The 19,374-nt window shown below is 58.2% G+C and carries 21 protein-coding genes and 1 other annotated feature; of the genes, 1 reads left to right on the top strand and 20 read right to left on the bottom strand.

Annotation, left to right across the window (positions count from 1 at the left end; all coding sequences use genetic code 11):
- Positions 1–53: 53 nt before the first annotated feature.
- From ACJ8PN_RS06660 to ACJ8PN_RS06605, 12 genes are all read right to left on the bottom strand, one after another.
- Positions 54–518, bottom strand: a complete 465-nt coding sequence (locus ACJ8PN_RS06660) for an NlpC/P60 family protein (RefSeq protein ID WP_016927954.1) — start codon at positions 516–518, stop codon at positions 54–56.
- A 176-nt stretch (positions 519–694) separates the two neighbouring features.
- Positions 695–1,087 (bottom strand): 4-amino-4-deoxy-L-arabinose-phosphoundecaprenol flippase subunit ArnF, encoded by a 393-nt coding sequence (arnF, locus tag ACJ8PN_RS06655; protein ID WP_118892088.1) that lies wholly within the window; start codon positions 1,085–1,087, stop codon positions 695–697.
- Positions 1,084–1,428: a 4-amino-4-deoxy-L-arabinose-phosphoundecaprenol flippase subunit ArnE gene (arnE, locus tag ACJ8PN_RS06650; protein ID WP_004931404.1), complete on the bottom strand. Its 345-nt coding sequence runs from the start codon at positions 1,426–1,428 to the stop codon at positions 1,084–1,086. Before arnE ends, arnF begins: the two co-directional genes overlap by 4 nt.
- The gene (gene arnT, locus ACJ8PN_RS06645; RefSeq protein ID WP_351107729.1) at positions 1,425–3,089 is read right to left on the bottom strand and encodes a lipid IV(A) 4-amino-4-deoxy-L-arabinosyltransferase; all 1,665 of its coding nucleotides are present in this window, start codon (positions 3,087–3,089) and stop codon (positions 1,425–1,427) included. The genes arnE and arnT overlap by 4 nt, the downstream gene beginning before the upstream one ends.
- Complete coding sequence (arnD, locus tag ACJ8PN_RS06640) at positions 3,086–3,991, bottom strand: 4-deoxy-4-formamido-L-arabinose-phosphoundecaprenol deformylase (RefSeq protein ID WP_411261326.1); 906 nt, start codon at positions 3,989–3,991, stop codon at positions 3,086–3,088. Before arnD ends, arnT begins: the two co-directional genes overlap by 4 nt.
- Positions 3,988–5,970 carry a bifunctional UDP-4-amino-4-deoxy-L-arabinose formyltransferase/UDP-glucuronic acid oxidase ArnA gene (arnA, locus tag ACJ8PN_RS06635; RefSeq protein WP_442534766.1) on the bottom strand — a complete coding sequence of 661 codons (1,983 nt, stop codon included), beginning with the start codon at positions 5,968–5,970 and terminating at the stop codon, positions 3,988–3,990. The genes arnD and arnA overlap by 4 nt, the downstream gene beginning before the upstream one ends.
- Positions 5,970–6,950 carry an undecaprenyl-phosphate 4-deoxy-4-formamido-L-arabinose transferase gene (gene arnC / locus ACJ8PN_RS06630; RefSeq protein ID WP_004931408.1) on the bottom strand — a complete coding sequence of 327 codons (981 nt, stop codon included), beginning with the start codon at positions 6,948–6,950 and terminating at the stop codon, positions 5,970–5,972. Before arnC ends, arnA begins: the two co-directional genes overlap by 1 nt.
- Entirely contained in the window at positions 6,937–8,091 is a 1,155-nt protein-coding gene (gene arnB, locus ACJ8PN_RS06625; protein ID WP_442534732.1) for a UDP-4-amino-4-deoxy-L-arabinose aminotransferase, read from the bottom strand. Before arnB ends, arnC begins: the two co-directional genes overlap by 14 nt.
- A 396-nt stretch (positions 8,092–8,487) precedes the next feature.
- The gene (gene btuD, locus ACJ8PN_RS06620) at positions 8,488–9,243 is read right to left on the bottom strand and encodes a vitamin B12 ABC transporter ATP-binding protein BtuD (RefSeq protein ID WP_171453897.1); all 756 of its coding nucleotides are present in this window, start codon (positions 9,241–9,243) and stop codon (positions 8,488–8,490) included.
- Between the two features lie 5 nt (positions 9,244–9,248).
- Complete coding sequence (locus ACJ8PN_RS06615; RefSeq protein ID WP_442534731.1) at positions 9,249–9,800, bottom strand: glutathione peroxidase; 552 nt, start codon at positions 9,798–9,800, stop codon at positions 9,249–9,251.
- A 45-nt stretch (positions 9,801–9,845) separates the two neighbouring features.
- Positions 9,846–10,853 carry a vitamin B12 ABC transporter permease BtuC gene (gene btuC, locus ACJ8PN_RS06610; protein WP_411261328.1) on the bottom strand — a complete coding sequence of 336 codons (1,008 nt, stop codon included), beginning with the start codon at positions 10,851–10,853 and terminating at the stop codon, positions 9,846–9,848.
- A 179-nt stretch (positions 10,854–11,032) separates the two neighbouring features.
- A complete protein-coding gene (locus ACJ8PN_RS06605; protein WP_171453896.1) occupies positions 11,033–11,449 on the bottom strand; it encodes a DUF2502 domain-containing protein in 417 nt (138 codons plus the stop codon).
- Between the two features lie 231 nt (positions 11,450–11,680).
- Between ACJ8PN_RS06605 and ACJ8PN_RS06600 the strand changes: the two genes are divergently transcribed.
- Positions 11,681–11,812, top strand: a complete 132-nt coding sequence (locus ACJ8PN_RS06600; protein ID WP_015377698.1) for a hypothetical protein — start codon at positions 11,681–11,683, stop codon at positions 11,810–11,812.
- Positions 11,813–12,001: 189 nt separating this feature from the next.
- On the opposite strand, the gene ihfA is transcribed toward ACJ8PN_RS06600, so the two are convergent.
- From ihfA to thrS, 8 genes are all read right to left on the bottom strand, one after another.
- Positions 12,002–12,298, bottom strand: coding sequence for an integration host factor subunit alpha (gene ihfA / locus ACJ8PN_RS06595; RefSeq protein WP_004931414.1), 297 nt, complete (start codon positions 12,296–12,298; stop codon positions 12,002–12,004).
- 4 nt (positions 12,299–12,302) lie between these two features.
- On the bottom strand, positions 12,303–14,690 hold the full coding sequence (gene pheT / locus ACJ8PN_RS06590) for a phenylalanine--tRNA ligase subunit beta (RefSeq protein ID WP_016927965.1): 2,388 nt from the start codon (positions 14,688–14,690) through the stop codon (positions 12,303–12,305).
- Positions 14,691–14,704: 14 nt separating this feature from the next.
- Positions 14,705–15,688: a phenylalanine--tRNA ligase subunit alpha gene (gene pheS, locus ACJ8PN_RS06585; protein WP_004931416.1), complete on the bottom strand. Its 984-nt coding sequence runs from the start codon at positions 15,686–15,688 to the stop codon at positions 14,705–14,707.
- Positions 15,689–15,875: 187 nt separating this feature from the next.
- Positions 15,876–15,998, bottom strand: a sequence feature (Phe leader region).
- Positions 15,950–15,994 (bottom strand): pheST operon leader peptide PheM, encoded by a 45-nt coding sequence (pheM, locus tag ACJ8PN_RS06580; protein WP_121626058.1) that lies wholly within the window; start codon positions 15,992–15,994, stop codon positions 15,950–15,952. (Overlaps the previous feature by 45 nt.)
- A gap of 113 nt (positions 15,999–16,111) precedes the next feature.
- Positions 16,112–16,468: a 50S ribosomal protein L20 gene (gene rplT, locus ACJ8PN_RS06575; protein ID WP_004931417.1), complete on the bottom strand. Its 357-nt coding sequence runs from the start codon at positions 16,466–16,468 to the stop codon at positions 16,112–16,114.
- A gap of 43 nt (positions 16,469–16,511) precedes the next feature.
- Positions 16,512–16,709: a 50S ribosomal protein L35 gene (gene rpmI, locus ACJ8PN_RS06570; protein ID WP_004931418.1), complete on the bottom strand. Its 198-nt coding sequence runs from the start codon at positions 16,707–16,709 to the stop codon at positions 16,512–16,514.
- A gap of 98 nt (positions 16,710–16,807) precedes the next feature.
- The gene (gene infC / locus ACJ8PN_RS06565; protein ID WP_048233542.1) at positions 16,808–17,359 is read right to left on the bottom strand and encodes a translation initiation factor IF-3; all 552 of its coding nucleotides are present in this window, start codon (positions 17,357–17,359) and stop codon (positions 16,808–16,810) included.
- Between the two features lie 3 nt (positions 17,360–17,362).
- Positions 17,363–19,291: a threonine--tRNA ligase gene (gene thrS, locus ACJ8PN_RS06560; RefSeq protein WP_015377696.1), complete on the bottom strand. Its 1,929-nt coding sequence runs from the start codon at positions 19,289–19,291 to the stop codon at positions 17,363–17,365.
- Positions 19,292–19,374: the final 83 nt, after the last annotated feature.

Raw genomic sequence — 19,374 nt, 5'->3', positions numbered from 1 at the left:
CACCGTTCAAAACACGAGATGCCGCCATGATACACCAAATCAACGGGTTAAGGCTAAATGCGTCGCGCCTGCCAGTACACCCGCTTCCAGTAGACGTTATCGAGCGAGGAGCGGATCACCCCGCGGCTGGTCGACGCGTGGATAAATTGGTCGTTGGTATCGTAAATGCCGACGTGCAGGCCGTTCTCACCGCCGCCGGTTTTGAAAAACACCAGATCGCCCGGCATCAGCTCATCGCGTGAAACCTTGGTGCCCAGTGAGGTCTGTTCTTCGGTCGAACGCGGCAGTTGCATGTCGAAGCGATCGCGGAACGTGCGGTAAACAAAGCCGGAACAATCTACGCCGCCGCGATCCAGACCGCCGTAACGGTATGGCGTGCCGTACCATTGGCGCAACTGTTCGTTGAGCTGGGCCACCACCACGATAGAGTCCGCGAGGCGGCCGCTGGGCGGCGGCGCATGGCTGCTACACCCGGCGAGGATCAAACTGGCTAATAAAAACCACACACGCATCCGCATAATATCCCTTCATTGAACACGTCGCCGCATTATGCCATCCGGTACACCACCACACCGCCTGCGAGGCAAAGCCGGCATCACGTAAGGAGAGCGTCATTTGGCGTTAATTTATCTCCCGCACGGTGAAAAAGGCAAGCGTCATAAGGGAGATAATGGCGGGATCGCCGGTTTTGGTGCTATTCCGGCGATTTTGTCTCGGGTTTGCTGTTAATCAGCCAGACGCCGAACAGAATAAACAGCGTGCCCAACGTTTTCAGCAGCGTAGCGGATTCGTTAAACCACGGCAGGATCACCGCCGCCAGGTAAACCAACGCATAGCTGACGCTCAGCAGAGGATAAGCGCGGTTTAACGGCAGATGGCGCAGCGCAAAGAACCAACACAGCATCGACAGCGCATAACCGAAAATGCCACCGCCCACCGCCAGCAGCGGCAGCCAGTAGTCGCCGATCAGCGCCAACGAGACGTCGGCGAACGACATCAGCGGGATTTGCACCATGCCCCACTTCATCAGCAACTGCGCCAGCGTCACCAGCAACACGCTGGCGGCGCCCCAGGCATAGCCCCTCATGAATGCACGCTCATCAACAGGATCCCCAGCATAATCGACGCCACGCCGCACCAGTGGCGAACGGTTGTCGGCTCATGAAACAGCCAGCGCGCCGCCAGCGTCACCATCACGAAGTTCAGGCTGAGCATCGGGTAAGCCAGGCTGAGCGGCAGACGTTGCAACACATTGAGCCACACCGCCATGCCCAGCCCCAACAGCAACACCGCCAGCGCCAACCAGCGCAGCGTCTGTTTCAGCCGCGCCTCGTCTGCCCGTTCCCAGCAGTGCGCCGCCTGTTTCTGGCACAGCTGCCCACCACAGGTGAGCAGGCTGACCACTATCACCAACAAAAAACCGATCATGGTTGCTGTTTATACCACATCAGCACCAGGCGGTTCATACGATCCACCTTGTCTGCTGCCGGCAGCTCCTGCGGCAGCGCTTCGCCGCGGGAGAGCTGCAACACCAGCGACACATTGCCCTGCTTGCGCGCCTGCGCCAGCCACTGCGGGAAGTCGGCATCGCTGATCAGGTGCCCCTTGGCGTCCGGATACTCCAGACCATAGGCCACCTCACCTTTCTGGCTGTACATCAGCACGTCGCTGCGCTTCAGCTCCCAGGCCAGGCCGGCCGCCAATCCGACGCTGTCGCTCAACACATAGCGGCTGTCGCTCAGTTCGGCCATCGTGGCGCGGACGAAGTTTTGCGGCAGTTTGGAGTCGGTCACCTGCTGCGGAATGGCGTAACCGATCACCAGGCACAGCAGCACCGGGCAAGCCGCCGCCCAGCGCCATTGGCGGCCGTTATCGCGCGCAGAAACCAATGCGAACAGCAGCCAGCCGCCGAAGGCGATCAGGCCGAGCACCACTTTCGGCCACTCCTGGGGAGTAAACAGATGCGCTTTCGGCAGCAGGCCGGAGCTCAACACCACCAGCGCCACGATGCCAATCAGCCCGAACAGGCCGTTCAACCAGGCGTTGGCCTTGAACAGCTTGGCGCGCAGCGTGGCGGCATAGTCTTCCGCATAGGCGGTCATCAGCAGCGCCAGCGGCGCCATGCACGGCAGAATGTAGGTCGGCAGCTTGCCTTTGGCGATGCTGAAGAAGATCAGCGGCATCAGCGCCCAGCTCAGCAGGAAGAACAGCTCCGGACGCTGTACGCGCTCGCGCCAACCTTTGAGCAGCGCGCCGGGCAGCAGCGCCAGCCAAGGCAGCACCGCCGCCAGCAGAACCGGCAGGTAATACCAGAACGGCGCCTTGTGTTGGGCATTATCTTCGGCGAAACGCTGAATATGCTCGACCCAGAAGAAATAATTCCAGAAATCGGGTTCGCGTTGCGCGATCGCCAGCGCCCACGGCAGGCTGAGCAGCGTAGCGGTCACGATCGCCACCGGGCCATAGCACAGCAGATCCTTGATGCGGCGTTGCTGAATGACGATCGGGATCACCGCGATCACCGGCACCGCCAGCGCCAGGAAGCCCTTGGTCATAAAGCCCATGCCGCAGGCCAGGCCCAGCAAGGCGTAAGCGCCCAGCTTGCCCTTGACCGAGGTGGCTTTCAGCGTCAGATAATAGCTGACCATCGCCGCCGCCAGCCACAGCGAAATCATCGGATCCAACACGCTGTAAGTGCCGATGCTGAACACCAGCACCATCGACAGGAACATCAGCGCCGCCAGGCTGGCGCGGCGCGCATTGCGCCACATCAGCATCGCCAGCGCGAACACCAGCAATGCGGTCATGCCGGTGCTGAACACCGAGCCGAAGCGCACCGCAAAGTTGTTTTCGCCGAACAGCCATTGGCTGATGTTATTGAACCAGTAACCCGCTACCGGCTTCTCGAAGTAGCGCAGCCCCAGCAGATGCGGCACCACCCAATCGCCGCGCTGCAGCATTTCACGGCTGATCTCGGCATAACGCGTCTCGTCCGGCTGCCACAGCAGGCGGCCGTTAAGCGGGATCAGGTAAACCAGAGCAAAAAAAACGGCCAGCAGAATGGCCCAGGATCCTTTTAGCGCCTTCATGTAACGTCCTTCACATCGGTTTGACAGCCCAGCCAACCTTCGCGGCCGGGGAAAGGAGCGCGCTTGATGCGGCCCAACGGCAGTGACGCCAAATCTTGCGGTAACAGCACGCTCAGCGGACAGAATTCGATGCCCTGCCGCTGTGCGCGTTGCAATAACTGTTCGAACATCGCCGTCTGCGACATGCCTTCCACTTCGGTGTGAATGGTGTACACCGGCACGCCGCGATCGTTCTCGATGGCGCGCAGAATATAGTCGTTGAAGTCGGCCATACTGACTTCGCTGCCAATCACTTCATCGAAGGTCGGCAACGTCACCGGGATCTGCACCGTACCGTGACGCCCGTCGCTCAGCACCGGACGGAACGGATGGGTGCCGCGGCAATCGCTGTTGTAATGGAAGCCGAAGCGCTGCTTGACCTCCAGCACGCGCGTATCGGCGCGCCACCCCGCCACAGCGGAGCATTTCACCGGCTGGCCGGTGCAGGCGCTCAGGGCGTCGACGCCCAATTGCACCTGCTCGGTCAATTGCGCCTCGCTCCACTTGCCGACCTTGGCCTGCCAACCCTGGTGATCCCAGGCGTGCAGCCCGACTTCATGGCCGGCTTCGGCGGTGCGCTTCATCAGCGGCCCCAACGCGCGCGAAATATTGCGCCCCGGCCAGGCGGTGCCGGCCAGCAGAATATCCAGGCCGTACAGCGAGGCGGCGTTCGAACGCAGCATTTTCCACAGAAATTTCGGACGCAAAAGGCGCCAAAGATGGCGCCCCATGTTGTCCGGTCCCACGCTGAAGAAGAAGCTGGCCTGAATGTCGTACTTTTCGAACAGGTCCAGCAACTGCGGCACCCCTTCACGGGTGCCGCTGAAGGTATCTACATCAACCCGCAGACCGACTTTCTTCATGCACCGTTCCCTTCCTGAACGGTTGTGCGCAGGAAGTAGTCCAGCGTATCGGCGACGGTTTGCTTCATCTCGATGGTCGGCTGCCAGCCCAGCAGTCGGCGCGCGTTTTTGATGCTCGGCGTACGGTGCTCGACGTCCTGGTAACCTTTGCCGTAATAGCTGCTGCTCTCCACGTCCTTGAAGCCGGCAAACGGCGGGAAGCGGTCGCGCAGCGGGTGGTTGTTGAAGCTTTCCAGCAGCATTTCCGCCAGCTCGCGAATGCTCGCTTCGTTGGTCGGGTTGCCGATGTTGACGATCTGGCCGTCGCACAGGCCGTCGCGGTTCTCAATGATGCGGAACAGCGCTTCAATGCCGTCGTTGATGTCGGTGAAGCAACGCTTCTGTGCGCCGCCGTCCATCAGTTTGATCGGCGAACCTTCTACCAGGTTGAGGATCAGCTGGGTGATGGCGCGGGAAGAACCGATGCGCGCGGCGTCCAGGTTATCCAGACGCGGCCCCATCCAGTTGAACGGACGGAACAGCGTGAACTTCAGGCCTTCTTTGGCGCCGTAAGCCCAGATCACCCGATCCAGCAGCTGCTTGGAGACCGAGTAGATCCAGCGTTGTTTGTTGATTGGCCCGACGATCAGACGCGAATGATCTTCATCGAACTCTTTGTCGTCGCACATGCCGTACACTTCGGAAGTGGACGGGAAGATGATGCGCTTGTTGTATTTCACACAGTCGCGAACGATCTTCAGGTTCTCTTCGAAGTCCAGCTCGAACACGCGCAGCGGGTTACGGGTGTATTCGATCGGCGTCGCGATCGCCACCAGCGGCAGCACCACGTCGCATTTCTTGATGTGATACTCGATCCACTCGGAGTGAATGCTGATGTCGCCTTCCACGAAGTGGAAGCGCGGGTTGTCGAGGAAGCGGCTGATGGCGTCGGAACCGATATCCAGACCGTAGATGTCGTAGCGGTCATCGCGCAGCAGGCGCTCGGTCAGGTGGTTGCCGATGAAGCCGTTAACCCCGAGGATCAGCACGCGGGTGCGGCGTTTCATTACGGCATTCGGCTTGGCGGCCAAACGCACGTCGGTGACGATACCCATTTCCTGCGCCAGGCGGCTGCCCTGCACATACAGACCGCTGTCGTTCTGACCGGCGACGATCTCCAGCGCACCTTCGCCACAGGCGATGACCAGCGGCGAGGTGCTCAGCACGGTGCCCGGCTGTTTATCGTGTTGGGTGTCCAGCACGCGAGAGCGCCAGACGATCAGCTTGCGCTGGCCGAGGTGGCTGAAGGCACCCGGGTACGGCTCGGTGACGGCGCGCACCAGGTTGTTGATCTCTTTGGCGGATTTGTGCCACAGGATCTCGCCGTCCGCCGGGGTGCGGCGACCGAAGTAGCTGGCCTGAGACTCATCCTGCTTGGTGAAGGTGGCGTTGCCGTTCTTCAGCTTCGGCAGCTGCTCTTTCAACACGATCTGCGCGGCTTCCAGCACTTTTTTGTGCAGCGTCAGCGCGGTGTCGCTGTCGGCAATGGTCACTTTCTGCTGACCGACGATGTCACCGGCGTCCGGGCGTTTCACCATTTTGTGCAGCGTGGCGCCGGTTTCGGTTTCGCCATTCACCAGCGCCCAGTTCACCGGCGCGCGGCCACGGTAACGCGGCAGCAACGAGCCGTGCAGGTTGAAACCGCCCTGCGGCGCCAGCGACAAGATCTCGTCGCTCAGCATGTGGCGGTAATAGAACGAGAAGATCACGTCCGGCTGCAGTGCGCGAATGCGGTCAACCCACAGCGGGTGATTTACGTCTTCCGGCGCATAGACCGGCAGATCCAATTCGGCGCCCAAACGGGCCACAGAGGAGAAGAAGTTGTTCTCACCAGGGTCGTCGGTGTGCGTGAACACGGCCTGCACGTCATAACCCGCCTCAGTCAGCGCTTTCAGACCTGCGCAGCCAATATCATGGTAAGCAAATACAATAGCTTTCATCATTCTTCTTCCTGAGTATTGTGGTCATGCTGTGCACCGACCACTTTCTGAACAAAATAGCGAGGACGCGCACGCACGTCGGTATAGATGCGGCCGATGTATTCACCCAACAGCCCCATGCCGACAAACTGAGCGCCGATAAAGGTGAACAGGACGGCGAAAAGCGTGAACACGCCGCCGGCGGCCCATTCAGGGCCGAGCAGCAGACGCAGTGCAATCAGCACCAGCGCCAGCACAAACCCGGACAGCGCCACGACGCTGCCGACCACGCTGAGCAAACGCAGCGGCGTAGTGGTCAGGCAGGTGATCAGGTCATACATCAGGTTGATCAGCTTCATCAGGCTGTACTTAGAGTCGCCAAACTCGCGTTCGGCATGGCGCACGTCGATCTCGGTCGTGCGACGGGCGAAGGTGTTCGCCAGAATCGGGATAAAGGTGCTGCGCTCATGACAGTGCAGCATCGCCTCAACGATATGACGACGGTAGGCGCGCAGCATGCAGCCGTAGTCCCCCATCGACTTGCCGGTGGCGCGTTGAATCATCATGTTGATCACGCGCGAGGCGCTTTTGCGGAACCAGGAGTCCTGACGGTTGGCGCGCACGGTGCCCACCACGTCATAGCCCTCTTCCGCCACGCTGACCAAACGAGGGATCTCCTCCGGCGGGTTCTGCAGATCGGCGTCCAGCGTAATCACCAGATCGCCGGTCACCTGGTTGAAACCGGCCATGATCGCCGAGTGCTGGCCGTAGTTGCGGTTCAGCAAAACGGCGATCACGTGGCTGTCCGGCTTTTCGGCCGCCGCGGTCAGCATGTCAGCGGAGTTGTCGCTGCTGCCATCGTCGACGAGGATGATTTCATAAGGTTGAGATAACTGCTTACAGGCGGCAGTAGTACGCTCCAGCAACGCCGGCAGGCTTTCCTGCTCGTTGTATACCGGAATGACTACCGACACTTTTTTAATCGGTTCAACGCGAGACACGTAAAGACTCCACAACAGAAGACAAGGCATTGACCACGCGATCCACGTCGGCGTCGGTCATATCAGGGAATAGCGGTAAGGTGCACAGCCGCGCCGAGTTCCATTCGGTATTCGGCAAAGAAAGCTGTGGATAACGCTCACGGTAGAATTTCTGGGTGTGCGCGGCGCGGAAATGCAGCCCGGTGCCGACGCCAACCTCTTTCAGGCGCTCCATCAGCTGGTCGCGATCGATGCCGCAACGCGCTGGATCGACGCGGACCATGAACAGGTGCCAGGCGTGGTCATGCGGATAATCCGGCACGCCCAACGGTTGGAACGGCAAGCCTTCCAACGCGCTCAGGTAGCGCTGTGCCAACGCCTTACGCCGTGCGTTCAGCTCAGCGAAGCGCGACAGTTGCACTACGGCGATCGCCGCGTGAATGTCGGACAGGTTGTACTTGTAACCCGGCTCCACCACTTCGGCCTGCGGTTTGCGGCCTAGCTGCTGGCGATCGAAGGCATCGACGGCCAGACCATGGAACTTCAGACAACGCAGGCGATCCGCCAGCGCATCGTCGTCGGTGGCTATCAGGCCGCCTTCGGCGCAGGTCACGTTTTTAATCGCATGGAAAGAGAAAATCGCCGTGCCGCGTGCGCCGACCCATTCGCCGTTGTAGCGCGTGCCGACCGCGTGGGCGGCGTCTTCGATCAGCGGTAAGCGGTGGCGTTCGGCCACGGCGCGCAGCGCATCCATCTGCAGGGGAGCACCGGCATAATGCACCGGAAGAATCGCTTTGGTTTTGGGGGTGATGGCAGCCTCGACATCGGCGGCGCTGACCATCAAGGTCTCACGGTCAACGTCGATCATTACCGACGTAGCGCCCAGCAGTTCGATCATGTTGAGGGTGGAAACCCAGGTTTGCGAAGGGGTGATGACTTCGTCGCCGGGCCCGATGCCCAGCGCCATCAGCGTGATGTGCATGCCCGCGGTGGCGGAACTGACGGCGATGGCGTGCTTACAGCCGAAAGTGGAACAGAAGTCATTTTCCAGTTGCTGGTTTTGCGGCCCGGTGGTGATCCAGCCGGAACGCAACACTTTCTCTACCGCGGCGATTTCTTCGTCGCCGATGGCCGGACGAGAGAAAGGCAAAAATTGATCCATAGTTAACCCCAAACGTATCGAGCTGCTTTTGATGACACTGTAAATCCCTTTCGTTTAACGAATATTAAACGCCAGAGAAGAATCGTTTCCGTGGATTAACCGCCAATGTAAGGCCGCAAGCTTAACTAAACCTTAAGACGAGGCTTGTCATCAGTAAGAGAACTGATGGATAGGCGCTGTCATCATTAATTTAAATTTATTATATAAATCAGGTGATTATATTTATTAATAATTATTTACTTATTTTATTTTTGCCGAATCAAGCGTAGCACGTCATTGGCGTTTTTCAAGAAAACTCACGAGAAAATGAGAGGCAGCACAATAATAGCCGATGATTACCCGGCTATTTATATTCAGTACGTTTAGTTTTCGTTTATATTTATACCCCAGGGCGAATTAAGCCGTGCGGGTCATGATCCAACGCTGGTTCCCCACCCATTGCAGGTGGAAATCCACTTCATAAATCTGCGACAACAGTGCGGGCGCCATCACCTCACGGGTGATGCCCTGCGCGACCATCTGCCCAGCGTGCAGCAACCAAACCCGATCGGCCTGCTGCAGGGTATGATTCAGATCGTGTGCGCACACCAGCGCGCTGCGCCCACTTTGGCAGAATTCGCGCAGCAGGCGATCCAGCGCGACCTTTTGCGCCACATCCAGGCTATTGGTTGGTTCATCCAGCAACAACAATCGGCTGTGCGGGTTAACGCTGGGCCACACCTGCAGCAATACCGCCGCCAGCCGCACCCGTTGCCATTCTCCACCGGAAAGCTGTGTCAGCATGCGTGACAGTTTATCCACCAGCTTCAACCGCTGGCACAGATAGAGGATGGTGTGTTCCACCTCGGTTTGCGCCGCGCCGGCAGGCCGGTGCAACGCCAAATACTGAAACACCGGCATCAGCGACACCGGCGGCTGTTGCTGGCTGAGATAACCGCGTCGGCGCGCCAGCTCGCTCCCCGGATAGTCGGAGAGCGCGCATCCGTCCAGGCAGACTTCGCCCCGCCCCGGCAGCATGCCCGCCACCCGCGCCAGCAGGGTACTCTTCCCTGCGCCATTTGGGCCGATCAGGTGAACCTGCAACCCGCCGTCAATCTGTGCCGAAAAAGGCGCCAGGCGCCCCGCCACCCCAACCTCAACGAGTTGCAGCATCCGTATTATCCTGCCAGCGCTTGTTTCACCGCCGCCACCAGCGCCGGATCCTCAGGTGTGGTGTCAGGCGAGAAGCGCTGGATCACCGTGCCGTCGCGCGCGATAAGGAATTTCTCGAAGTTCCACAGAATATCGCCGGGATGCTTCGGCGCACGCCCTTTGCTGGTCATCCGCGCCAGGAACTCGCTGCCTTCCGGCGCGACGGCCTCCGGCTGTGCGGCAATCAACGCTTGGTACAGCGGATGACGGTGTTCGCCGTTCACCTCAATCTTGGCAAACATTGGGAATTGCACGCCGAAGGTGCCGCGGCAAAACGCCAGGATCTCTTCGTTGCTGCCCGGCTCCTGGCCCAGGAATTCATTGGACGGGAACCCCAGCACTTCCAGCCCCCGCTCGCGATAGGTTTCGTACAGCGCTTCCAGCCCTTCGTACTGCTTGGTCAGGCCGCACTCCGAGGCCACGTTGACCACCAGCAGCACCTTGCCCTGATAGGCACCCAGCGTGATCGTCTGATTTTCGATGGTTTGTAACGGCAGGTTGTCGATTGGCTTGCTCATCGGTTGTCATCCTTTGGTTTTTTAATGGCAGGTGAATGAAGAAAACTACCTTACGCCTTTTGTCCGGGTCAGTAACCAGATAAATAGCGGCGCCCCCAGCGTGGCTGTCACCACGCCGATCGGCAGCTCGGCCGCCAGCAGCGCAACGCGGGCGATCACATCGGCCACCAGCAACACCCCGGCCCCCGCCAGCGCGCAGGCCGGCAGCAGATAGCGCTGGTCCGTCAGGCCGGTGAGCCGCAAAATATGCGGGATCACCAGCCCAACGAAGCCGATCACCCCGGCGAGCGCCACGCTGACGCCAACCAGCCAGCCGATCGCCAGCACCAGCAGGTTACGCCACACATGCAGCGACAGCCCGAGCTGGCGCGCCTGCACCTCGCCCAGCGCCATCAGGTTGAGCACTCGACCCTGGCCACACAGCCACAGCAACACCGGCAGCAGCGCCAGCACCAGCCACTTTTGGCGCCAGTCGACGCCGCCGAAACCGCCCATCATCCAGTACATCAGCTGCCGCAGATCGAGGCTGGTGCTGAAATAGACCGCCCAGGTCATCAGCGCGCTGCACACGATGCCCAGCGCCACGCCGACCAGCAACAGCCGTGCATTGGTCAGACGTCGCCGGCGAGCGAAGCCCAGCAGCAAGAAGGTCATCGCCAGCGCACCGGCTATCGCGGCGGCGCTCATCAGCGCCACCGGCAACAAACCGTGCCCCAACAACACCGTCAGCACCAGCGCTACGCCGGCGCCGTTAGCGACGCCCAGCAGACCGGGCTCCGCCAGAGGATTTTCAAACAGCGCCTGCATCACCGCCCCCGCTACCGCCAGGGCGGCGCCGACCAGCATCACCGCCAGCGCGCGCGGCAAACGCAGTTGCCAAACAAACAGTTGCGCTCGATCGCTGAACCACGCTGACGGCCATATCCATTGGTCGCCGGCGCAAAGGCTGACCAGCAACGCCACCGCCACGCCCAGCGCCAACAGACTGAGCTGGCGTTTATCGCGGTAGCGTTGATGTTGCAACAGTAAGGTGAAGGTACGGCTGGTTGGCATGGCGCGGCGGTTCCCTGCCGGCCGCTGTCGTGGCCGGATAATTGACGTTTGAGTCGAATATTAGGGGGTTAACGCCGCAAGGGGAAGTCTTGCGTGGATAGTGGCTCAGGAAAGCAGCGGCTGGCCTTGCCCGTCATCGCAACAATGATGGCAAAACCAGCCGCCGATAAACTCAGGGATTAACGATGCGGGCCGGAGTTGCCCGGTGGATAAGGTTGGCCGCGGCCGCCATCGCGGCGGTCATGGTCACCGCGATCGTCATGACGGCGGTCGTGGTCGCGACTATCGCGATCGCCGTGGAATGGATTGCCGCTGCGTTCCGGCCCACGATGCTCATAGCCACGCGGCGGCGAAGGTTGCCAGCGTCCGCCGTCCCAGTACATACCGCGCGCGTTGCGCTCACCCAGGCCGCGGCCCTGGTGCGCATGCCACCACTGCGGTGGACGCCAGTCGTAGCCATCCCAGTAGTAGCCGCGACGGTCCTGATCCCCCAGATGCAGAGAAACGCCCGGCACGTTGATATCGACGGAGACATCGGCCTTCGCCGCCAGCGGCAGCAACAGCGGGAAACACACCAGCAACAGGATCTTTTTCATTTCACCTTCTCACTCTATTTTCTTGCTGCAATGGTTATATCAGCGTGCTTATTTAACGACTATCTCACCGATGCCTATTTTCAGATTGTTTTCGACGGCCTTACACAATCCCTACACTGTTTGCCGCCACCTTTAATTATCATAACCACTGACAAGATTTAACGAATAACTGACGTCTCTCAAGCGGCGCGGCAATTATAGTTAAATGGATTTCCACCGGAGGATTATAAGATGATTAAACGTATCGGTATGCTGCTGACCGTTGTAGCCTTGGCCTCAACCCTGAGCGCCTGCTGCTGGGGCCCGCACGGGGGCGGTGGCCACCGCGGCGACGGCCCTGGCCATTATTACGGCCGTTATTGAAACAACAAATATGGCCACTCACCACACAAAACAAGATATAAGAATACTCCGTAATTGAGATTAAATAAATTTTCGCCGAGGTGATTTAATGAATAATTTTAATTCATGCATTGCCCATTAGGAATAAACTGAATTTTGTCTCAGAAAAGAAAAAGGCCGCGCAAGCGGCCTTTTTTGATGTCACGTCACTCACCCTTTCGGGCTGGCGTTTTCTACCCGGCTTTTCAGCTTCTGCCCCGGACGGAAGGTCACCACACGGCGCGCCGTAATCGGAATGTCTTCGCCGGTCTTCGGGTTACGCCCCGGACGTTGGTTCTTGTCACGCAGATCAAAGTTGCCAAAACCCGACAGTTTTACCTGTTCGCCATTCTCAAGAGCCCGACGGACCTCTTCAAAGAACAGTTCCACCAGGTCTTTGGCGTCCCGTTTGCTAAGCCCAAGCTTCTCAAACAGGTGTTCTGACATTTCAGCTTTAGTAAGCGCCATAGGTTCAATCCCTCAAGGATGCTTGGAATCGCTGTTTTAGAGCCTCTACGCATTTTGCAACGGTAGCGGCTATCTCCTCTTCTTCCAGTGTACGAGCGGTATCCTGCAATACCAGACTGATAGCCAGGCTCTTGTCACCTTCTGCCACGCCCTTGCCACGGTACACGTCAAACAAGTTTACGCCAACTACCTGATTTGCGCCAACTTTCTTACACTCGGCCAAAATATCTTCTGCGGGGACGTTTTCAGCCACCACAATGGCGATATCACGGCGGTTTGCCGGGAAGCGCGAAATCTCCCGCGCCTGAGGCACGGCGCGGCTCGCAAGCTTGTTCCACTCCAGTTCAAACACCACGGTGCGGCCGTTAAGATCCAGTTTACGTTCAAGTTCCGGGTGAACCACACCGATGAAACCTACGCGTTCGCCGTGCAAATAAATCGCCGCACTTTGCCCTGGATGCAGGGCCGGATTGGCTTCCGCCCGGAACTGAATTTCGGATAATTTACCGGTCAGCTCGAGGACGGACTCCAGATCCCCTTTTAAATCATAGAAGTCGACGGGCTTGCGCGCCAGATCCCAATGTTCATCGTGCGTATGGCCGGCGATCACGCCCGCCAGCATGACATCCTGACGGATACCCAGATCTGCCGCACTATCAGGCACAAAGCGCAGGCCGCTTTCGAACAGACGCAAACGCGTCTGCTGGCGGTTCTGGTTATATACCACCGCAGACAGCAGGCCGGTCCACAGCGACAGACGCATCGCCGACATTTCTACCGAAATCGGGCTTGGCAGGATCAGCGCTTCTTCATTCGGGTGCAACAACGCCTGCACCTTCGGATCGACGAAGCTGTAGGTGATCGCTTCCTGATAACCGTGATCGACCAGCATGGTCTTCACGCGCTTCAGCGTCAGATCGGCTTCGCGATGCTGGGTCATCACCAGATCGGCGCGCACCGGCACATCCGGGATGTTGTCGTAGCCGTAGACGCGCGCCACTTCTTCCACCAGATCCTCTTCGATCTCCATATCGAAACGCCAGCTTGGCGCGACCGCTTGCCAGCTGTCGCCCTGCTCGGTCACCTGGCAACCCAGGCGGCGCAGAATGTCGCTGACCTGCTCACTTGGCACCACGTGGCCGATCAGGCGATCCAGTTTCTCGCGGCGCAGCGTGATGGTGGCGCGCTTCGGCAGTTCGTTCTCGTGGGTCACGTCGATAATCGGGCCGGCCTGGCCGCCGCAGATGTCGAGCAGCAGGCGCGTGGCGCGCTCCATCGCTTTGTACTGCAGCGCCGGATCGACGCCGCGCTCATAGCGGTGAGAAGCGTCGGTGTGCAGGCCGTGACGGCGCGCGCGGCCGGTGATCGACAGCGGGCTGAAGAAAGCGCACTCAAGCAGCACGTCCTGAGTTTCCCCGTTGACGCCGGAATGCTCGCCGCCGAAGATGCCGCCCATCGCCAACGCTTTTTGATGATCGGCGATCACTAAGGTGTCGGCGTTCAGTTTGGCTTCGTTACCGTCCAGCAGCGTCAAGGTTTCCCCTTCTTCCGCCATGCGCACCACGATGCCGCCGTCGATGCGGCTCAGATCGAAGGCGTGCATCGGCTGGCCAAGTTCCAACAGCACATAGTTGGTGACGTCGACGACGGCATCGATAGAACGGATACCGCAACGACGCAGTTTTTCACGCATCCACAGCGGGCTTGGCGCCTTGACGTCGATGCCTTTCACCACGCGGCCCAGATAGCGCGGGCACGCCTGCGGCGCGTCAACGCGGATCGGCAGCGTGGCGTCGATGGTGGCAGCCACCGGGCTCATATCCGGCTCGGTCAGCGCCACCTGGTTCAGTACGCCCACGTCCCGCGCAACGCCGATGATACCCAGGCAGTCGGCGCGGTTCGGGGTAACGCTGATCTCGATGGTATTGTCGTTCAGTTTCAGGTAGTCACGGATGTCGGTGCCGATCGGCGCATCCAGCGGCAACTCGATGATGCCGTCATGATCGTCGGAAATGCCCAGCTCGGAGAACGAGCACAGCATGCCTTCCGAAGGCTCGCCGCGCAGCTTGGCGGCTTTGATTTTGAAATCGCCCGGCAGCACCGCGCCCACAGTGGCGACCGCCACTTTCAGGCCGGTACGGCAGTTCGGCGCGCCGCAAACGATGTCGAGCAAGCGGTCGCCGCCGACGTTGACCTTGGTGACGCGCAGTTTGTCGGCGTTCGGGTGCTGACCGCACTCGACCACTTCCCCCACCACAACGCCGTTAAACGCGCCGGCAACCGGATCCACGCCGTCCACTTCCAGGCCGGCCATGGTGATTTGATCGGATAATGCTTCGCTGCTGATGGCCGGGTTTACCCACTCGCGCAACCAGAGTTCACTGAATTTCATGTGATATTCCCGCCTTACTTAAACTGTTTGAGGAAACGCAGATCGTTTTCGAAGAATGCGCGCAGGTCGGTGACGCCGTAACGCAGCATCGTCAGGCGCTCCATGCCCATGCCGAAGGCGAAGCCGGAGTAAACTTCCGGATCGATGCCGACGTTGCGCAGCACGTTCGGATGCACCATGCCGCAGCCCAGCACTTCCAGCCACTTGCCGTTCTTGCCCATCACGTCCACTTCAGCGGACGGCTCGGTGAATGGGAAGTAGGACGGACGGAAACGGACCTGCAGGTCTTCTTCAAAGAAGTTGTTCAGGAAATCGTGCAGCGTGCCCTTCAGGTTGGTGAAGCTGATGTCTTTATCGACGATCAGCCCTTCCATCTGGTGGAACATCGGGGTGTGAGTCTGATCGTAGTCGTTACGGTAAACGCGGCCCGGCGCAATGATACGGATCGGCGGCTGTTGGTTCTTCATGGTGCGGATCTGTACGCCGGAAGTCTGGGTGCGCAGCAGGCGTGTGGCGTCGAACCAGAAGGTATCGTGGTCGGCGCGCGCCGGGTGATGCCCTGGAATGTTCAGCGCGTCGAAATTATGGTAATCGTCTTCAATCTCCGGGCCGGTGGCAACGGAAAAGCCCAACTCGCCGAAGAAGGTTTCGATACGGTCGATGGTGCGGGTCACCGGATGCAGGCCGCCGTTCTCCATGCGACGGCCCGGCAGGGAGACGTCGATGGTTTCAGCTGCCAGGCGCGCGTTCAGCGCGGCGCTTTCCAGCGCGTTCTTACGCGCGTTCAGGGCGTCCTGCACTTCTTGCTTGGCCTGGTTGATCACCGCGCCGGCCGCCGGACGGTCTTCCGCCGGTACGTCACGCAGAGACTGCATCTGCAAGGTGAAATGACCTTTCTTGCCAAAATATTCGACGCGCACCAAATCTAACGCGGCAACATCCTGGGCATCTTCTACGGCTGCCTTGGCATTGGCAACCAGCTCTGCGAGATGTGGCATTGCTTTCCTCTTCCTCTGGCCGGAATGGCCCTAAGTAATTGTTATCTATTATTCGAACACGCCTTTGAGCAATCTTCAAAGACTTTTCAATGCGTTGTCGGCCAAGCGACTCACCTGCGCGGCACAGGGCCGACTGAGTGTCTGCCACCCTCGCCGCAGCAATGTGCAAGGCAAGGCGATGGCCAAAAACAAAAAAGCCTCCACGAGGGAGGCTTAGGCGCTACTTTTCGTTTCTTTTCTTACGCGCAAAGCCTCCTGAAATCAGGCGCTAAAGTAAAAAAAGAAACGAAAAATAGCTGCGTGCATGATTGCGGTACCTTGTCGATAATTGTCCACCAGTGATATAGCGGCGGGCAATAAAAGTCAATATTTGTCGCTGAAAACAAAGATTAAAAGAGGGAGCAAGCTCCCTCTTCAACTGACTTACGCCAGAGCTGCTTTCGCTTTCTCAACCAGTGCGCCGAAGGCCACTTTGTCGAAGACTGCGATGTCAGCCAGGATCTTACGGTCAATTTCGATCGAGGCTTTTTTCAAGCCGTTGATGAACTTGCTGTAAGACAGACCGTTCTGACGAGCAGCTGCGTTGATACGTGCAATCCACAGCTGACGGAACTGACGCTTACGTTGACGACGGTCACGGTAAGCATACTGACCTGCTTTGATTACTGCCTGGAAGGCAACACGATATACGCGCGAACGGGCACCGTAGTAACCTTTCGCCTGCTTCATGATTTTCTTGTGACGTGCGCGTGCAATTACACCACGTTTTACGCGAGCCATATGCTCTCTCCTAAAGTCTTATTCTAAATTCAAAAAAAATGGCTTATGCGTACGGCAGGCACGCGGTAACCAGGACCAGATCGTTTTTAGACACCATGCCTTTCGGACGCAGGTGACGTTTACGCTTGGTTGCTTTTTTGGTCAGAATATGACGCAGGTTGGCATGTTTACGCTTAAAACCACCGCTGCCGGTTTTTTTGAAGCGCTTGGCTGCACCACGTACAGTTTTAATCTTTGGCATTTTAATTAAATCCACTTCGCATTGTTAAACAACGAATCAGTTGGGCGAATAAAACCCACACAGCGCAAGCGCCGCGCGGGTTCCATTACTTGTAAGCCTTACTGTTTCTTCTTAGGAGCGAGCACCATAATCATCTGGCGGCCTTCGATCTTCGTAGGGAAGGATTCGACCACTGCCAGATCCATATCTTCACACAGGTCTTTACGGACGCGGTTAAGCACTTCCATACCGATCTGCTGGTGCGCCATCTCACGCCCACGGAAACGCAGGGTGATTTTGGCTTTATCGCCATCTTCCAGAAAGCGAATCAGGTTGCGTAGTTTGACCTGATAGTCGCCATCATCGGTGCCAGGACGGAATTTGATTTCCTTGACCTGAATAACTTTTTGCTTCTTCTTCTGTTCTTTCGTCGACTTGCTCTTCTCGTAGAGGAATTTGCCGTAATCCATGATTCGGCAAACTGGCGGTTCGGCATTTGGGCTGATTTCTACTAAATCAACGCCCGCTTCCTCAGCTTTTTCAAGAGCTTCATTCAGACTGACAATACCAATCTGCTCGCCATCGACGCCGGTTAGGCGAACTTCTTGCGCGCGAATTTCTCTGTTAATGCGATTAGGACGCGCCGGTTGAACTCGTTTTCCGCCTTTAATACTTTATTCCTCCAGTTGATGAAGACTACGGCTGCGAATCTCTTTCAGCAGCTTGTCTACGACTTCGTTTACGTCCAGGCTTCCCAGGTCTTTGCCACGGCGGGTACGAACGGCAACTTTGCCGGCTTCGACCTCTTTGTCGCCGCACACCAACATGTAAGGGACTCGACGTAAAGTATGTTCGCGAATTTTAAAGCCAATCTTCTCATTTCTCAAGTCCGCTTTCACGCGAATACCTGCATCCTGCAGTTTTTTGGTCAATTGCTGGACGTAATCAGACTGGCTGTCGGTGATATTCATCACCACCACCTGCACCGGAGCGATCCAGGTCGGGTAGAACCCGGCGTATTCTTCGGTAAGGATACCGATGAAGCGTTCCATGGAGCCCAAAATGGCGCGGTGAATCATTACCGGCACGACGCGATCGTTGTTTTCGCCAACATACGAAGCGCCCAAACGGCCCGGCAAGAAGAAATCGAGCTGCACGGTACCACATTGCCATGCGCGATCCAAACAATCATGCAGGGTAAATTCAATTTTCGGTCCGTAGAAGGCGCCCTCGCCCGGCTGGTACTCGAACGGAATGCCGTTCTCGGTCAACGCGGCGGCCAGGTCTTCTTCCGCACGGGTCCACATGTCGTCGGTGCCGATGCGTTTTTCCGGACGCGTGGACAGCTTGACGGCGATCTTGTCGAAGCCGAAAGTACCGTACACGTCATAGACCATGCGAATGCATTCGTTCACTTCGGCGCGCACCTGCTCTTCGGTACAGAAGATGTGGGCGTCATCCTGCGTGAAGCCGCGCACGCGCATCAGGCCGTGCAGGGAACCCGAAGGCTCGTTGCGGTGGCAGCTGCCGAATTCGCCCATGCGCAGCGGCAGATCGCGGTACGACTTCAGGCCCTGGTTGAAGATCTGCACGTGACCCGGGCAGTTCATCGGCTTGATGCAGTATTCGCGGTTTTCCGACGCGGTGGTGAACATGGCGTCTTTGTAGTTTTCCCAGTGGCCGGTTTTTTCCCACAGCACGCGGTCCATCATGAACGGACCTTTCACTTCCTGGTACTGGTACTCTTTGAGCTTCATGCGCACGAAGGCTTCCAGCTCGCGGAAGATAGTCCAACCGTCGTTGTGCCAGAACACCATGCCCGGCGCTTCTTCCTGCATGTGATACAGATCGAGCTGTTTGCCGATCTTGCGGTGATCGCGCTTGGCCGCCTCTTCCAGGCGTTGCAGGTAGGCGTTCAGCTGCTTCTTGTCTGCCCAGGCGGTGCCGTAGATACGCTGCAGCATTTTGTTTTTGCTGTCACCGCGCCAGTAAGCGCCGGAGGTTTTCTGCAGCTTGAAATGGTGGCAGAAACGCATGTTCGGCACGTGCGGGCCGCGGCACATGTCGATGTATTCTTCGTGGTGATACAGGCCAGGACGATCGTCATGGCTGATGTTCTCATCCAGGATCGCCACTTTATAAATTTCGCCGCGCTCAGCGAAGGTGTCGCGGGCTTCTTGCCAGCTGACCTTCTTCTTGATGACGTCGTAATCCTTATCGGCCAACTCGTGCATCCGCTTTTCCAGCAGATCCAGGTCTTCCTGCGTCAGGGTGCGGTCGATATCCACGTCATAATAGAAACCGTTGTCGATAACAGGACCGATCGCCATTTTGGTATCCGGCCACAGCTGCTTGATCGCATGACCCAGCAGGTGCGCGCAGGAGTGGCGCATGATTTCCAGACCGTCTTCGTCTTTGATGGTGATGATGGCCAGCTGCGCATCCGATTCGATCAGATCGCTGGCATCAACCAGTTCGCCGTTGACGCGGCCGGCAATACAGGCTTTCGCCAGGCCAGGGCCGATATCGCGCGCGACATCCATCGGGGAAACGGGGTGGTCGAAATGACGCTGACTACCGTCAGGAAGAGTAATAACAGGCATTAATAATTCCTTATCTACAGTGGTGACCCACACGACAGATCACATGCAGTACGAAAATTGGATTTTGGGTTTGGTCAGCCAGG

The organism is Serratia sp. CY76391, assembly GCF_052166695.1.
GTDB lineage: Bacteria > Pseudomonadota > Gammaproteobacteria > Enterobacterales > Enterobacteriaceae > Serratia > Serratia nematodiphila.
Note: the sequence above shows the minus strand (reverse complement) of the source record. Positions and strands in the feature narration are given on the sequence as shown.

Coding starts and splice junctions, on each gene's coding strand:
- btuD (WP_171453897.1), bottom strand. CDS start 9,243: ATGCTGCAACTCGTTGAGGTTGGGGTGGCGGGGCGCCTGGCGCCTTTT.
- ihfA (WP_004931414.1), bottom strand. CDS start 12,298: ATGGCGCTTACTAAAGCTGAAATGTCAGAACACCTGTTTGAGAAGCTT.
- ACJ8PN_RS06600 (WP_015377698.1), top strand. CDS start 11,681: ATGATTAAACGTATCGGTATGCTGCTGACCGTTGTAGCCTTGGCCTCA.
- arnB (WP_442534732.1), bottom strand. CDS start 8,091: ATGGATCAATTTTTGCCTTTCTCTCGTCCGGCCATCGGCGACGAAGAA.
- pheT (WP_016927965.1), bottom strand. CDS start 14,690: ATGAAATTCAGTGAACTCTGGTTGCGCGAGTGGGTAAACCCGGCCATC.
- arnF (WP_118892088.1), bottom strand. CDS start 1,087: ATGAGGGGCTATGCCTGGGGCGCCGCCAGCGTGTTGCTGGTGACGCTG.
- arnT (WP_351107729.1), bottom strand. CDS start 3,089: ATGAAGGCGCTAAAAGGATCCTGGGCCATTCTGCTGGCCGTTTTTTTT.
- btuC (WP_411261328.1), bottom strand. CDS start 10,853: ATGCCAACCAGCCGTACCTTCACCTTACTGTTGCAACATCAACGCTAC.
- pheS (WP_004931416.1), bottom strand. CDS start 15,688: ATGCCACATCTCGCAGAGCTGGTTGCCAATGCCAAGGCAGCCGTAGAA.
- ACJ8PN_RS06615 (WP_442534731.1), bottom strand. CDS start 9,800: ATGAGCAAGCCAATCGACAACCTGCCGTTACAAACCATCGAAAATCAG.
- rplT (WP_004931417.1), bottom strand. CDS start 16,468: ATGGCTCGCGTAAAACGTGGTGTAATTGCACGCGCACGTCACAAGAAA.
- ACJ8PN_RS06660 (WP_016927954.1), bottom strand. CDS start 518: ATGCGGATGCGTGTGTGGTTTTTATTAGCCAGTTTGATCCTCGCCGGG.
- ACJ8PN_RS06605 (WP_171453896.1), bottom strand. CDS start 11,449: ATGAAAAAGATCCTGTTGCTGGTGTGTTTCCCGCTGTTGCTGCCGCTG.
- arnA (WP_442534766.1), bottom strand. CDS start 5,970: ATGAAAGCTATTGTATTTGCTTACCATGATATTGGCTGCGCAGGTCTG.
- arnE (WP_004931404.1), bottom strand. CDS start 1,428: ATGATCGGTTTTTTGTTGGTGATAGTGGTCAGCCTGCTCACCTGTGGT.
- rpmI (WP_004931418.1), bottom strand. CDS start 16,709: ATGCCAAAGATTAAAACTGTACGTGGTGCAGCCAAGCGCTTCAAAAAA.
- thrS (WP_015377696.1), bottom strand. CDS start 19,291: ATGCCTGTTATTACTCTTCCTGACGGTAGTCAGCGTCATTTCGACCAC.
- arnD (WP_411261326.1), bottom strand. CDS start 3,991: ATGAAGAAAGTCGGTCTGCGGGTTGATGTAGATACCTTCAGCGGCACC.